Here is a 14,478-nt window from a genome sequence, read left to right as displayed (position 1 = left end):
CGACCAGGAGGAAGCGATGACGGACGTGACCGACGCAACAGATGTCGCACATGTCACCACCGGCACCGCCGACCACGCCGGTGCGGACGGGACGGCCGATCACGACCACGGTGTGCACGGGTACCACAAGCAGAAGGACGAGCACCTCAAGCGGCTGCGCCGCATCGAGGGCCAGATCCGCGGCCTGCAGCGCATGGTCGACGAGGACGTCTACTGCATCGACATACTCACGCAGGTCTCCGCCTCCACCAAGGCCCTGCAGTCCTTCGCCCTGCAACTGCTCGAGGAGCACCTGCGGCACTGCGTGGCGACGGCAGCCGTTGAGAGCTCCGCTCAGGGGGCCCTCAAGGGGGGCGACGAGATCGACGCGAAGGTGAAGGAGGCGACCCAGGCGATCGCCCGCATGCTGCGGACGTGAGCCGGGTCCCGCGGCCTGTGGTCAGCGCCTGGAGGAGTCCCGTTCCTCGGCCACCTTCAGGACCTCGTCGATGCTCTCCAGGCTGAGCCGCTCCTGGGCGGCCGAGGCCGCGATGATCAGCTCTCCGCACAGCTCGATCTCGGCGAGGGCCACGTGGTCCTGAACTGCCGTACCGCCGACCGGAGCCACGTGCATCACCTCATCTCTGCCGTTGCCGACTTCCTAGAGTAGGGAGCGGCCTACACGCCGCGCATGGCACGGACGGGCTAGTTCACGCCGGTCATTCCTCGGCGATCTTGCCCGCGTAGATGTCGTCGGCCCGCGGCAACCGTACGCGCACCGAGGCCCCGAAATCGTAGAGCAGCGTGGTCGAGGCGACGGCCACGGGCCTCTTCTGCTGCCCGTTCAGGAAGCTGAAGCGGTGCCTGACCTTGCGGATGCGTCCCTCGTCGTCGAGATAGGCGTCGAACGGCACCTCGGCGGTGGCGAACCCCTCGGCCGCCGCCTTCAGGGGACCCTTGTTCCCGTCGGAGGCCCGCCGGGCCGCGTCACCCAGGTGCGCCGTCCCCCGGTAGTGCCGCACCCCGGTTCCCGCGACCTCCGTCCTGCCCACATACGTCGCCGTCCGCGTCCCGAGCAGCACCTCGGCCGCCGTGAACGGATCGGTGGCCCCGCCGGTGACGAGGTTCCCGTCGGACAGGGTCCGCGTGTCCACCCGCACCCATTTGTCCCGCGGCACACCGGCACCCCTGTTCTTCATGAACAGCGCACCCGGCGCGAGCAGTTCGGTGATCGGCCGACGCTCGACGACCCCCGCGGGATCCTGCGGCAGCAGCACCTTCAGCTGCCCCATCCGCTTGCGGTAGTCGTAGACCCCGGCACCCCGGATGGTCACCCGGGTCCCGCCCGCGGCCATCTCCATCGATGTACGGGCCCTCGAACTCCCCGCGCCGATCAGCCGGTCGGGCGCCTTCCGCAACGCGACGACCGCGTCCCCGCCACGGGCGTCCCCGGCGACCGCGTCACCTCCGGAGCACCCCGCGGTCCCCAGCCCCGCCCCCGCCAGGAGCACGGCCGTGACGACCGCCGCGCCCGTCCGCCTGTGCCGCCGTTCCCGCTGCCGTCCAGTCATCGCCTGCCTACCCCCAGCCGGTACGTCCGTCACGGGCACCCTCGTCGTTCCGGTTAACGACGGGTTTGTGCCCTCGTCACGCGAGCCCGTGCCGACCGTCGTACGAACCCTTTACCTGCGCTGGGTAACGTTGTCGCCGTGGCGCAGCAGGACGGGCTGGAGGCTCCCCCCAACCTCCCGGAACACCGCACGACGACCATGGAGAAGGGCCCTTTCTGCATGGCCCACTGCTCCTGCGGCTGGCGCGGCCCGGCCCGAAGAGCGAGAAGCCAGGCACGCACGGACGCGGAGAAGCACGCGACGGACTGAGACCCGCGGCGAACGCCGCCACCGCCCCGCGGCGGACGCCGCCCGAGTCCCCGGACGTCTCCCCGACCGCCGCCGGACCCGTGGAACCCCCACCCCCCATCACCCCGTCTCCCAGGACGGAACCACCGGGAGGCCCCATGGAACGGCGCACGATCCTCACAGCCGGCACGGCGGCGATCGCCGCGGCCGCGACCCCCTTCACCACCGCCTGTACACAGTCGGGCACCCGCTCCGGGGCCGCGGCCACCACCGTCGCGCGCACCACCACAACCTCGAGAACCACCGCCGCCAACTGGTCCGCCCTGGCCCGCGACCTCGACGGCCCCCTGATCCGACCCGGCGACGCGAACTGGCCCGCGGCCCGGCAGCTCTACAACACCCGCTTCGACAACCTGAAGCCCGCCGCGGTCGCGTACGTGTCCCACCCGGACGACATACGCACCACCCTGGCCTACGCCCGCGCACACGCCCTGCGCGTGGCGATCCGCAACGGCGGCCACTCCTACGCCGGCTGGTCCTCCGGCGACGGCCGCCTGATCGTCGACGTCTCGAAGCTCAACCGCGTCCGAGCCTCCGGCACCACCGCGGTGGTCGGCGCCGGCGCCAAACTCATCGACGTCTACCGCGCCCTCGCCGCGAAGGGCGTCACGATCCCCGCCGGCTCCTGCCCCACCGTCGGCGTCTCGGGCCTCACCCTCGGCGGCGGTCACGGCGTGGTCTCCCGGGCATACGGACTGACCTGCGACAGCCTCACCCGGGCCACCCTCATCACCGCGGACGGCAAGCAGCTCACCGCCGACGCCCGCGAGAACAAGGACCTCTTCTGGGCGCTGCGCGGCGCCGGCAACGGCAACTTCGGCGTGGTCACCGAGCTGCACTTCACGACCCACCCGGCCCCGCAGGGCGTCTCGGCGTATCTGTCCTGGCCCTGGTCGAAGGCGGCCGCGGTGGTGAAGGCCTGGCAGGAGTGGGGCCCGTCGCAGCCCGACGAGATCTGGTCGTCCCTGCATCTGGCGAGCGCCGCGGGCGGCACGCCGACGGTCTCGGTCGCGGCGTTCTCCCTCGGCACCCACGGCGAACTCAAGAACGCCGTCGACCGCCTGGCCGACCGCGTCGGCGCCCCGGCCCGCAGCGTCTCCCTGAAGCGCCGCTCGTACGAGGAGTCGATGGAGGTGTACGCGGGCTGCTCGTCGTTCCCGACGGACGCGCAGTGCCATCTGCCCGGCGCGACCCCGGGCCGCTCCCCGAAGGGCGCGCTGGGCCGTGAGACGTACGCGGCGGCGTCGGACTTCTTCGACCGCTCCCTCTCCACGGCCGGCATCCGCACGCTGCTGGCCCAGATCGGTTCGGTGCGCGGCGGCTCGGGCAGCATCGCGCTGACCGCGCTCGGCGGAGCGGTCAACCGTGTCTCCCCCACGGCCACGGCGTTCGTCCACCGCCGCTCGCGGATGCTGGCCCAGTACATCGGGGCCTGGCGGGCCGGCACGAGCGGTGCGACGTCCCGGGACTGGCTGGCGTCGGCGCACAAGGCCATGCGCCCTTACGCCTCGGGGGCGGCCTACCAGAACTACACGGACCCGACGCTGACCGACTGGCGCAAGGCGTACTACGGAGACGCGGCGACCCGCCTGGCCAAGCTGAAGAAGCAGTACGACCCCAACCGCTTCTTCACGTACCCCCAGGCGCTGTAGGCGGGTTGTCCCCGGGCGCGGCAGGGCGCCGCAGGCGGGTGGTCGCACCAGGCACGGCGGGGCGCCGCAGGCGTTTGTGCCCGCGCGCCCGGCGGTCGTCGCTACGCGGCGAGGTCCCTCTCCGAGGTCCGCTCACTGCGGGCCTCGGGGATCACCGCGTCGTCCCGTTCCGCCCGCCCTCTGCCGCGCACGAGCCACCCCAGCCGGGGCGAGCGCTCGACGGCCCTCGCCACGGGCGTCAGCAGGGCCATGGCGAGCGGCGACAGCAGCAGCGCCACGGCCGTCCCCAGCGCGAATCCGCCCACGACGTCGGTCGGGTAGTGCACGCCCATGTAGACGCGGATGAACCCGCCGAACAACGCGAGCACCAGCGCGACGAGCCCGAACCTGCGGTTCGCGACGAACAGGCCGACGGCCATCGCCATGACGATCGTCGCGTGGTCGCTGACGAACGAGTAGTCGGTCTTGCCCTGGACGAGCACCTCGAGCCCCTGGTGGTCCAGGAACGGCCGGGGCCGCTCCACGAAACCCCGTATGGGCACATTCACCAGCACGGCGATCCCGGCGGCCAACGGCGCCCAGACCAGCGCCGCGACGCTGGACGCCGCGTCCTCGTCGCCCCGGCGCCGCACCGACCACCAGCACCACACCACGAGCAGGACGATGGCGAGCAGCAGCCCGTACTCACCGACGTACTCCATGACGCGGTCGAACCAGGCCGGCGCGTCCTTGGCCAGGCCATTGATGTCGTACAGCAGGTCGACGTCGGGGTTCGACCCGGAATCGGCGAGTCCAGCCATGGCGCTGCGGCCCCTTCGTCGTCTCTCCCGGCGCACCTGTGCGTGCGCCGCTCCTGCCACCCCCGTGGTTGTAGACCCGCTTCCGCCGCACGCGTGCATGACACGTACCGAATGAACGTCTGCTCGGCTACGTCAACAGGAACGCACGGTCCCCGTCGATCCGTTCCACACTCCACCGAATGATCACGCAGACGTTATCGAAGAGAGACACGTCTTCGCAGCTCAGGGGGTGGGTTCACACACGGTTCACACCGTCGTGGGCAGTGCTTTCGCGCCATCTTCGGTGACGCGGGTGGCTCCGAAGTAGTCAGGGGTGTCGATCGGGTCGAATCGGATGACGGCACCGGTCCGGGGCGCGTCGATCATGTACCCGCCTCCGACATAAATACCGACATGCCGGATGGCACGGGAATTGGTCAGGTCGTCCGAGAAGAACACCAGGTCGCCGGGGAGCAGTTCGTCCCGCGAGGGGTGCGGACCGGCGTTGTACTGGTCGTTGGCGACGCGCGGGAGCTTGATGCCCACGGTCTCGTAGGCGGCCTGGGTCAGACCCGAGCAGTCGAAGCGTCCGCCCTGCTCAGCGGTGCCGGTGCCGCCCCAGAGGTAGGGCGTGCCCAGCTTCTTCTGCGCGTACTCGATCGCGGCGGCGGCCTGCTCGGAGGGGTCGACCCGCCCGACCGGCGCGGCGAAGCTCTCCGAGAGCGTCGTGATCCGCTTCACGTAGTTGCGGGTCTCGCTGTACGGCGGCACGCCCCCGTACTTGATCACCGCGTACGCCCCCGCGTTGTAGGCGGCCAGCATGTTTTCGGTCGCATTCCCGCCAACCTTCTTCACGTACGACGCGAGTTCGCAGTCGTAGGAGGCGGCCGAGGGAATCGCGTCCTTCGGATCCCACACATCACGGTCGCCGTCACCGTCGCCGTCGATGCCGTGACTGGCCCAGGTGCCGGGGATGAACTGCGCTATCCCCTGCGCGGCGGCGTGGCTCTGGGCCCGGGGGTTGAAGCCGCTCTCCTGGTAGAGCTGGGCGGCGAGCAGGGCCGGGCTGATGGCGGGGCAGAGGTTGCCCCACTTCTGCACGAGGGCCGCGTACGCGGCGGGCACCGACCCCTTGGCCAGTGATTTCGCCCCACCGCCCACGCCGTTGACCAGGTTCCCCGCGACGAGGTAGACGCCGACGACGAGCAGCATCACGAAGGCCAGGGCGGAGCTGATGGCGACACCCGCCACGATCCATGCCTTACGCACCGTCAACCGCCCCTCACCGCCCAGGAGTCCGTTGGTCAGTGTAGAGGCGGCCGGCACGCCCGGGAATGATCACGGGGAGGAGAGTCGGGGGCGGACGGAGGAACGGGGCACGGCACGGGCAGCACGGCGAGAGCACGACGGCTCCGGCCGGCGCACGGGGTCGCGGCGCGTCATGAGAGCCCCGCCGCCTGCCGGTACAGCCGCCGGGCCTCCGCGCCTAGGACCACGCTGCAGGAGACACCGGGGGTGGTCCCGCCCTGGTCGTGCCCGCCGAGGACCCCGACGACCTGCCCGTCCCCGTTCACCCAGGGGCTGCCGCTCGTACCCCCGCTGAAGCCGGGGCACGCGACACGCTGCTGGGTGCGGCCGAGCGCGGCCGGCTTGTCGGTGCAGCCGACGGGCGTCTCGCGGGCGTCGGGGTACCCGGTGACGGTCACTCCGGTGGCCCCCCCGTCGCCGTTCCGGTCACGAACCGGTTCCCGCCGACGACGTCCTGCACCTGAGTGCCGCCCCGCGGCGCGAGCACGGCGAACCCGACGTCACTTTCCTCGTGCCGCCCCTCGACCCACCCGCGGGGCAGGAACCGCCGCCGCACCCTCCACTCCCCGTAGGGCGCACGCCCGTCCCGGTAGCCCGGCACGAACACCAGTCCACCCTCGCCGCCCAGGCAGTGCGCCGCGCTGACGATCAGATCCCGCCGCGGCGCGTCCACCACGGACGCCGTGCAGAACTGCCCTCCCCGGCGGCACGCAGGAGCACCCCGACCCGGGCATCGCGCCCGGCGACGGTCACCCCGAAGGACCCGGCCCCGTCGTCGCCGGTCGCGGCCGACGCGGTGACGAGCCCGCCGAGCACCACGACGACGGACAGGACACGCTTCACGGGAGCGACTGTGCCCGGCGAAGGTGAGAGGAACGTCAGACAGCGGTCCGCCCGTCGGACACCGCCTGGCCGTCAGGCACCACAAGCGCCCACCTGTCCGTCTGGCGCCCGCCCGTCCGTCGGGCACCCACCTCCTCGTCGGGCGCCGCCGTCCTCGTCAGACACCCGCCTCTTCGTCCCGTGACAGCGGGAAGCGCGTCCCCGTCAGCTCCTCCGAGACCCGCCACAGCCGACGGGCCGTCAGCGGATCGCCGGCCGCGCGGGAGCGGCCCACCAGTGTCGGTTTGCCGCGCATCTCGCCCAGGCCGTCGGGACCCACGTAGCTCGCCCCGGGGAGGTCCTCGGTGGCGGCGTAGAGGGTGGGGAGGGCGCCCGCGCGGTCGTCCTGCGCGAAGAACCTGTTGCCGAGGCGCATGAGGGCGCGCAGCAAAGGGTTGGCAGCGTGGCTCTGGAGGTTGGTGGCCGCGTATCCGGGGTGGGCGGCCAGGGCGCGGACCGCGGAGCCCGACTCCGTGAGCCGGCGCTGGAGTTCCAGGGTGAACAGGAGGTTGGCCAGCTTGGACTGGGCGTAGGCGCGCTGCGGGGTGTAGTTCGCCGCCATGTCCAGGTCGTCGAAGCCGATCCTCGCGCCGCCCCAGCGGTGGGCGCCCGAGGAGACGGTGACGACGCGGTCGGTGATGCGCGGCAGCAGCAGGTTCGTCAGGGCGAAGTGCCCGAGATGGTTCGTGCCGAACTGCATCTCGAAGCCGTCCTTGGTGCGCTGCCTGGGGAGCATCATCACGCCGGCGTTGTTGACGAGAAGGTGCAGCGGCCCCTGCCAGGCGTCGGCGAACGCCCGCACGGAGGCCAGGTCCGCCAGGTCCAGTCGGCGCACCTCGATGCTGCCCGGCACGGTCGCCGCCGCGGCCCGCCCGCGCTCGGTGTCCCGTACGGCGAGGACGACGTGCGCCCCCGCCCGGGCCAGCGCGTGGGTCGCGGCGAGGCCGATGCCACTGTTGGCGCCGGTGACGACGACGGTCCGCCCGTCGAGGCCCGGGAGGCGGTCCGCGCTCCACGTCTCGCTGCTCTGGGTCTTCGCCTTCTCAGCCATGCCCTGAATGTAGGCGGCGCCAACAATGCTGTCAATGACAACAATGATGGCATTGACAACATCGGGATACGATGGTCCGCATGCCAGCAACCCGCCCCACCCCGGAGAGCCGCCCCTACCACCACGGGGATCTGCGCTCCACCCTGCTCGCCGGCGCGGAGCGCACCCTGCGGGAGAAGGGGGCCGGCGCACTCTCGCTGCGCGAGCTGGCCCGGGAGGCGGGGGTGAGTCACGCCGCACCCGGCCGCCACTTCAAGGACAAGCAGGCCCTGCTCAACGCCCTGGCACTCGACGGCTACGACCGGCTGGGCCAGGCCCTGGAGGGCGCGGACGACCCCACGCTCCCGCTGGAGAAGCGGCTCACCGCGCTCGCCCGGGCCTACCTCGCCTTCTCGATCGACAACGCCGAGCTGCTGGAGCTCATGTACGCCCGCAAGCACGAGCCGGACGCCTCCGAGCAGATGGCCGCGGCCGTCGACCGGACGGTCGGCTCGCTGGAGCGGGTCATCGCCGACGCCCAGGAGCGCGGCGAGATCATCGCGGGCGACCCGCAGTACCTCACCCTGGTGACCGGCGCCACCCTCCAGGGCATCGCCTCCTTCGCGGCGGGCGGCATGCTCGCCCCCGATGCGGCCCTCGCCGGTACCGAGGAGTTCGTCCACCTCCTCCTGCACGGCCTCAAGCCCCGCTGAATCCGGGCCCCTCGGTCAAGTCGCGCCCATCGCCCGGCCATCGACCCGTCAGCGATCAGTAAGCCCCACGCCCCCTTCGGTAAGGCGGAAGTCAGGATTCCGATCACCGCCTTGTTGTCACGTACTCAACAAGCGATGGTCGTCGCGGGCCGCCGCCCCCGCCGGGAAACACACCGGCGGTTCCCCCCACCCGCAGGCCTCTGCCCACCACTGCCAGGAGGCTGTACCTTGCGCACGACACCCCCCGATTCCGCCACCACCCGCCGCAGATGGCGCCGCGTCGCGTCCGCCGTCACCGCCACCGCCGCACTCCTCCTCACCGGCCTCACCACCGCCGCCCAGGCCCAGACCGCGGACACCGGCACCGCGAAGGTCACCTGGACCCGCTCCTGCGCCCTCCCCCGCCACCACGACGAGATGGCCTGCAACGCCCTGCGCGTCACAGGCGGCCGCACCGCCTTCCAGCAGCAGCACGGCATCTCGGCCCAGGCCGCCGAGGCCTCCTCCCCCTCCGGCTACGGCCCCACCGACCTCCGCAGCGCCTACGGCCTGACCTCCGCCGCCGCGAACAACGGCTCCGGCCGCACCATCGCCATCGTCGACGCCTACGACGACCCGAACGCGGAGTCCGACCTCGCCGCCTACCGCTCGCACTACGGCCTGCCCGCCTGCACCACCGCGAACGGCTGCTTCAAGAAGGTGAGCCAGACCGGCTCCACCACCGCCCTGCCCACCCCCGACAGCGGATGGGCCGGCGAGATATCCCTCGACCTCGACATGGCGAGCGCCATCTGCCCGAACTGCCACATCCTCCTCGTCGAGGCGAAGTCCTCGTCCATGACCAACCTCGGCACCGCCGTCAACGAGGCCGTCTCCCTGGGCTCCAAGTACGTGTCCAACAGCTACGGCGGCGGCGAGTCCTCCTCCGACGCCTCCTACGACTCCGCCTACTTCAACCACCCGGGCGTCGCCATCACCGTCAGCGCCGGCGACGCGGGCTACGGCGCCGAATACCCGGCGGCGTCGACGTACGTGACGGCCGTCGGCGGCACCAGGCTCTCCACCTCCTCCACCACCCGCGGCTGGACCGAGAGCGTCTGGCGGACCAGCAGCACCGAAGGCACCGGCTCCGGTTGCTCCGCCTACGACACCAAGCCCACCTGGCAGACCGACACCGGCTGCGCCAAGCGCATGATCGCCGACGTCTCGGCCGTCGCCGACCCGGCGACCGGCGTCTCCGTCTACGACACCTACGGCGCCGACGGCCAGGGCTGGGCCACCTACGGCGGCACCAGCGCCTCCGCCCCGATCATCGCGAGCGTCTACGCCCTCGCCGGCATCCCGTCCACGGGCTCCTACCCGTCCGCGTTCCCCTACGCGAACACCTCCGCCCTGAACGACGTCACCAGCGGCAACGACGGGAGCTGCACCACCAGCTACTTCTGCACCGCCCGGACGGGCTACGACGGCCCGACCGGTCTGGGCACCCCGGAGGGACTCGGCGCCTTCACCGGCTGACGTCTCCCCTCCGGTGACAGACCGTCACCGCAGAGCATTCCCCGGGACCATGGGGACTCAGGGACGGCCCGGAAACACAGGGGCCGCGGCCACCCAGCCGCGGCCCCTTCGCCGTGCCGGGTAGCCTTCACCCGGGGAACACCGGCGCGACCACTCACCCGACCAGCCGTCAGAAACAGCCCCCAAAGGTGAGAAAGGCCGCGAGAGGGCACAACGACGGAACCACACACCAGGTTCCGCTCCGGCCTCATTGCCCGGCGTGACCTGCCGTGATACACAGAGTGACCATACGATCCTTTGCACCCCACCCGTCGCCACCCCTAGGGGCCGGAGCGGAACGGTGGCAAGGTATTCGTACGAAACCCGCCAATCAATGACGCCAAGTCGACATACGACAGCATCATTGTCGGCGAGAATGAGGCCTGACCTCTGCACCACCGCAGGGGGTGCGGAACTACCCAACAGGGGCGGTGACTTACATGCTCTTTGCGGCCGACAAGGGAGACATCAACACCATCATCGGTGGGATCGCTCCGGACTGGGGCCCCTTCGGCAGCCTGGGCAACGAGGCCAAGGTGATGATCGAGGTCGTGATGGCGGTGGCCATCCTGCTCTGCCTCGGCATCGCCATCTGGGGCGCCGCCAAGCAGCGCATCGGAGCCACCGCACTGCGCGACACCTTCAGCGCGGAGCAGGGCAAGGGCCTCATCATCGCGGGCCTGACAGGCGTCTTCATCATCGGCTCACTCGGGACGCTCTTCACCATCGTGTACGGCATGGCCGTGTAGCCCGGGCACCAACCGCCCGGCCGGGCGCGCCCGGCTCCCCCTCCATCCCACCCGCCCGTCGTGCCCACCGGCTGAGGTTGCGTTTCCCTGATGTCGAGTCACCACACCGCGCCCGCGCGGGAACCAGCACGGCTACCGTCGTACGAGGAGTATGAGAAGTACGACCGGTACGAAGTGTTTCCGCACGACGTCGAGGGGGCGTACGCGGCATGAGTCTCGGTGACGACCACGAGTCCTCCGGTGGCTACGGCGGCACGGGCCAGACCCGCACCCGCCTGCCCGACTCCGGCGACGCCTTCGGCGACCCCCGCCGCCGCTCCTCGTCCCGCAGCCTGGTCACCGTGGTCGGCGTGGTGGTCCTCCTGATCGCAGCGATCGCCTTCGCGAACCGGGGGGACGGCGATACCGAGAGCAGTGGTTCGGGCAGCGACAAGGCAGAGAGTTCGGCGACGGCGCCCACCGGAGAGCAACCGGTGAAGTCGAAGGCCGGGGACATCGCCACGGGCTACGCCCACACCGAGCAGGGCGCCCAGTCCGCAGCCACCAACTACGGCATCGCCCTCGGGTCGGCCGACATGTACAACCTCGAGAAGCGGCACGCGATCGTCAACACGGTGTACGCACCCGACGTCGCCGCCGCGCAGCTGCCCGAGTTCGACCAGGTGTACTCGAAGGAGAGTTTCCTGGAGAAGCTCGGCCTCACCAAGGACGGTGTCGCGCCGAGCGGCCAGACCTTCGTCTCACGCGTCGTCCCGGTTGGCACCAAGGTCGCCTCCTACAACGGCGGCACCGCCTCGGTCGCCCTCTGGTACACCTCCCTCTTCGGCCTGTCGGGGGAGGGCTCCAAGAACCCCGTGACCGAGAGTTGGTACACCACGACGTACCAGCTGAAGTGGGTCGACGGTGACTGGAAGGTCACCGGCTTCACGCAGAAGGACGGCCCGGTCCCGGTCGGGCGCGATCAAAGAGCCTCCACCGCGGAAGACATGAGCAAGGCTGTCGAGGAGTACGGAGGGTTCACCTATGCCCGTTAGGGATCACGTACTCAAAGTCGGCGCCGCGGTCGCAGCGGTGCAGACAGCCACGATCCTGCTGGCCACCCGCGCCTTCGCCGCCCCCACTCCGTCCCCGTCACCCAGCAACAACGCCTGCGACCTCCTCAGGGGTGAGGCCCGCGAGATCTGCGAAGGCGACACCGGCAGCGGCGGAGGCGGCGGCGGAACCTCCCGCATCGACCCCACCTCCACCCTCGACCCCCTCTCCTCCCTCGCCAAGGGCTGCGCCGACGCCGCCTCCTGGACCGTCGACAAGCTCAGCGACGCCGTGAAGGAGACCGCCAACGTCGACTTCACCAACCCCAAGTTCCTCCAGCAGTACGCCGTCGTCTTCGCCGCCTCGACGATCCTCACGCTCCTGCTCTGGCTCCTGGCCGTAGCCAAGCGGGCCGTCCGCGGCGTGCCCATGACCACCGCCCTGTCCGAAGCCATCGGCTTCCTCTGGCTGACCGTCCTGGCCTCCGCCTTCACCCCCCTGATCCTCTACACCGTCGTCTCCGCCACCGACGGCATCACCGAGGTCCTCGCCAAAGCCACCGGCGACCAGACCGACGCGTTCTTCGGCACGTTCTCCGAGGCCCTCAAGAAGGGCGAGGACATCGGCGGCGGCCCGATCATGCTGATCGTCGTCTCCCTGGTCAGCATCCTCGCCGCCGGCGTCCTCTGGCTGGAGCTCGTCATCAGGGCCGCGCTCCTCTACGTCGGCGCCCTCCTCGGCACCGTCGTCTACGCCGGCCTCGTCGACAAGAACCTGTGGGGCCACGTCCGCCGCTGGGCCGGAATCATGATCGCGGTCATCCTCATCAAACCGGTCATCGTCATCGTCCTCGGCCTCGCCGGCGCACTCTCCGCCGACGACGGCCCGAACGCCTTCTCCGCCGTCGTCTCCGGCCTCGCCATCATCCTGCTCGCCATCTTCGCCAGCGCGATGATCTACCGCTTCGTCCCCGGCTTCGGCGACGAGATCGCCGGCTCCCGCAACAACCGCCTCATGCAGGGCGCCGAGAGCAAGGCCGCGGCCGTCATCAGCTCCCCGGCCTCCCTCGTCGCGCAGGGCATCAAGACCCACAGCACCCGCGCCGACAACAACGGCGGAGGCAGCCAGTCCTCCGCCCCCCGTCCCAGCAACCCCGCCTCCGGCGGAGTCGCCGCGCACAGCGCGCGCACCTCGAACGGCGGCGGCGGATCTGTCCCCTCCGCCGCACCCGCCCCCCGTTCGAGCAGCCCCGTCAACACTCCCCACGCCAGCAACACCCGCAACAGCAGTACCAACCGCACGGGAGGTGAAGGGCGTTGACGACCGAGTCCCACGTGTCCCATCCGGTCACGCCCCGCCGGACATATCTGATCGGCCGCGCCCGGCCGAACGCGATCATCGGCCGCAACCGCGAGACCGGCGAGATCGCCCTGATCGTCGTGGGCGCGTTCCTCGGCATGATGTGCGGGCTCCTCGTCCCGGTGCTGTCACTGCGCATCGTGCTGCTCGCCGGGTTCCCGATGCTCGCGCTGTCCGCGGTCTACGTGCCGTACAAGCACCGCACGTTCTACAAGTGGTTCGAGATCAACCGCAGCTACAAGCGGACCCTGAAACGGGGCACCGCCTACCGCTCCGCCGTCATCGAGGCCGGCACCCGGCTCGACGGCCGCGAGGTGGAGATCGGCCCGCCCCCCGGCATCGGCCGCATCACCTGGCTGGCCGCCCCCTTCGGACCCGACGAGATCGCCGTGCTCCTGCACGCCGACCGCAAGACCGTCACCGCCGCCATCGAGATCGAGGGCCCCGGCGTCGGCCTGCGCGACAGCGAGGACCAGGAAGCCCTCGTCGACCGCTTCGGCACCCTGCTCAAGCACGTCGCCAACGGCGACGGCTTCGTCACCCGCATCCAGATGCTGGCCCGCACCCTCCCCGCCGACCCGGACGCCCACGCCAAGGACGTCGCCGTCCGCGGCGACGAAAAGGCCCTCCCCTGGCTCCAGGAGTCCTACGACCAGCTCCAGTCGATGGTGTCCACCAGCAGCGAGCAGCACCGCGCCTACCTCGTCGCCTGCATGCACTACACGCGCGACCTCGCCGCCGAGGCCAACGCCATGGCCCGAGCCGCCCGCGCCCACGGCGGCAAGGTCGACCGGGACGCCGGACTCGCCGTCGTCATGGCCCGCGAGCTCACCGACATCTGCTCGCGCCTCCAGGAAGCCGACATCCGCGTCCGCCAGCCGCTCGGTCAGGGACGGCTGGCCTCGCTGATCCACTCCATGTACGACCCGGACCACCCGATCGACCACATCCAGGCGATGACCAAGCGCAACGCCTGGCCGGCCGAACTGGACGCCATGGAGCCCACCTACCTCCAGGCCAAGACCCGCGAGTCCTCCACCCGCGCCCCCTGGTGCCACGCCACGGCCTGGGTGAAGGAATGGCCGATGACCCCCGTCGGCGTCAACTTCCTCGCCCCGCTGCTCGTCCACACCCCGGACGTCATCCGCACGGTCGCCGTCACCATGGACCTCGAACCCACCGAGGTCGCCATCGAGCGCATGCTCACCGAGAAGACCAACGACGAGGCCGAGGCGTCCCGCGCCGCCAAGATGAACCGCACCGTCGACCCCCGCGACATCGCCGCGCACTCCCGCCTCGACCAGCGCGGCGAGGACCTCGCCAGCGGCGCCGCCGGCGTCAACCTCGTCGGCTACATCACCGTCTCCTCCCGCTCACCCGACGCCCTCGCCCGCGACAAGCGGACGATAAGGGCCTCGGCCGGAAAGTCGTACCTGAAGCTGGAATGGTGCGACCGCGAGCACCACCGCGCCTTCGTGAACACCCTTCCCTTCGCCACCGGCATTCGGAGGTAGGACCT

The 14,478-nt window shown here is 70.9% G+C and carries 14 protein-coding genes and 1 pseudogene; 9 read left to right on the top strand and 6 right to left on the bottom strand.

Going from position 1 to position 14,478, the window contains the following annotated elements; all coding sequences use genetic code 11:
- Positions 1 to 16 precede the first annotated feature (16 nt).
- Positions 17 to 418 carry a metal-sensitive transcriptional regulator gene (locus tag BJ965_RS20245; protein WP_184909926.1) on the top strand — a complete coding sequence of 134 codons (402 nt, stop codon included), beginning with the start codon at positions 17 to 19 and terminating at the stop codon, positions 416 to 418.
- A 21-nt stretch (positions 419 to 439) separates the two neighbouring features.
- Here the strand turns inward: BJ965_RS20245 and BJ965_RS20240 are convergent, their stop codons facing one another.
- Both BJ965_RS20240 and BJ965_RS20235 read right to left on the bottom strand, forming a co-directional pair.
- Entirely contained in the window at positions 440 to 607 is a 168-nt protein-coding gene (locus tag BJ965_RS20240) for a hypothetical protein (protein WP_167345922.1), read from the bottom strand.
- A 91-nt stretch (positions 608 to 698) separates the two neighbouring features.
- Positions 699 to 1,550: a hypothetical protein gene (locus tag BJ965_RS20235; RefSeq protein WP_184909925.1), complete on the bottom strand. Its 852-nt coding sequence runs from the start codon at positions 1,548 to 1,550 to the stop codon at positions 699 to 701.
- A 138-nt stretch (positions 1,551 to 1,688) separates the two neighbouring features.
- Between BJ965_RS20235 and BJ965_RS20230 the strand changes: the two genes are divergently transcribed.
- Together BJ965_RS20230 and BJ965_RS20225 are read left to right on the top strand one after the other, a co-directional pair.
- A complete protein-coding gene (locus tag BJ965_RS20230; RefSeq protein ID WP_184918074.1) occupies positions 1,689 to 1,859 on the top strand; it encodes a hypothetical protein in 171 nt (56 codons plus the stop codon).
- A gap of 137 nt (positions 1,860 to 1,996) precedes the next feature.
- Complete coding sequence (locus tag BJ965_RS20225; protein WP_184909924.1) at positions 1,997 to 3,550, top strand: FAD-binding oxidoreductase; 1,554 nt, start codon at positions 1,997 to 1,999, stop codon at positions 3,548 to 3,550.
- Between the two features lie 101 nt (positions 3,551 to 3,651).
- Here BJ965_RS20225 and BJ965_RS20220 read toward each other — a convergent pair whose 3' ends face one another.
- The 4 genes and pseudogenes from BJ965_RS20220 to BJ965_RS20205 form a co-directional block, all read right to left on the bottom strand.
- Positions 3,652 to 4,350: a phosphatase PAP2 family protein gene (locus tag BJ965_RS20220; protein ID WP_184909923.1), complete on the bottom strand. Its 699-nt coding sequence runs from the start codon at positions 4,348 to 4,350 to the stop codon at positions 3,652 to 3,654.
- 246 nt (positions 4,351 to 4,596) lie between these two features.
- Complete coding sequence (locus tag BJ965_RS20215; RefSeq protein WP_376777980.1) at positions 4,597 to 5,541, bottom strand: bifunctional lytic transglycosylase/C40 family peptidase; 945 nt, start codon at positions 5,539 to 5,541, stop codon at positions 4,597 to 4,599.
- Positions 5,542 to 5,768: 227 nt separating this feature from the next.
- Positions 5,769 to 6,480, bottom strand: a pseudogene (locus BJ965_RS20210) (trypsin-like serine peptidase).
- A 157-nt stretch (positions 6,481 to 6,637) separates the two neighbouring features.
- On the bottom strand, positions 6,638 to 7,570 hold the full coding sequence (locus BJ965_RS20205) for an oxidoreductase (RefSeq protein ID WP_184909922.1): 933 nt from the start codon (positions 7,568 to 7,570) through the stop codon (positions 6,638 to 6,640).
- 71 nt (positions 7,571 to 7,641) lie between these two features.
- Between BJ965_RS20205 and BJ965_RS20200 the strand changes: the two genes are divergently transcribed.
- The 6 genes from BJ965_RS20200 to BJ965_RS20175 all read left to right on the top strand — a co-directional run bounded on the left by BJ965_RS20200 (position 7,642) and on the right by BJ965_RS20175 (position 14,473).
- Positions 7,642 to 8,262: a TetR/AcrR family transcriptional regulator gene (locus BJ965_RS20200; protein WP_184909921.1), complete on the top strand. Its 621-nt coding sequence runs from the start codon at positions 7,642 to 7,644 to the stop codon at positions 8,260 to 8,262.
- Between the two features lie 228 nt (positions 8,263 to 8,490).
- Complete coding sequence (locus BJ965_RS20195; protein WP_184909920.1) at positions 8,491 to 9,780, top strand: S53 family peptidase; 1,290 nt, start codon at positions 8,491 to 8,493, stop codon at positions 9,778 to 9,780.
- 479 nt (positions 9,781 to 10,259) lie between these two features.
- Positions 10,260 to 10,568 (top strand): hypothetical protein, encoded by a 309-nt coding sequence (locus tag BJ965_RS20190; protein WP_003991275.1) that lies wholly within the window; start codon positions 10,260 to 10,262, stop codon positions 10,566 to 10,568.
- A 209-nt stretch (positions 10,569 to 10,777) separates the two neighbouring features.
- Entirely contained in the window at positions 10,778 to 11,602 is an 825-nt protein-coding gene (locus BJ965_RS20185; protein WP_184909919.1) for a hypothetical protein, read from the top strand.
- Positions 11,592 to 12,920, top strand: coding sequence for a hypothetical protein (locus tag BJ965_RS20180; protein WP_184909918.1), 1,329 nt, complete (start codon positions 11,592 to 11,594; stop codon positions 12,918 to 12,920). The genes BJ965_RS20185 and BJ965_RS20180 overlap by 11 nt, the downstream gene beginning before the upstream one ends.
- Positions 12,917 to 14,473, top strand: a complete 1,557-nt coding sequence (locus BJ965_RS20175; protein ID WP_184909917.1) for an SCO6880 family protein — start codon at positions 12,917 to 12,919, stop codon at positions 14,471 to 14,473. The genes BJ965_RS20180 and BJ965_RS20175 overlap by 4 nt, the downstream gene beginning before the upstream one ends.
- Positions 14,474 to 14,478: the final 5 nt, after the last annotated feature.

The organism is Streptomyces luteogriseus, assembly GCF_014205055.1.
GTDB lineage: Bacteria > Actinomycetota > Actinomycetes > Streptomycetales > Streptomycetaceae > Streptomyces > Streptomyces luteogriseus.
This window is presented reverse-complemented; position numbering and strand designations above follow the sequence as displayed.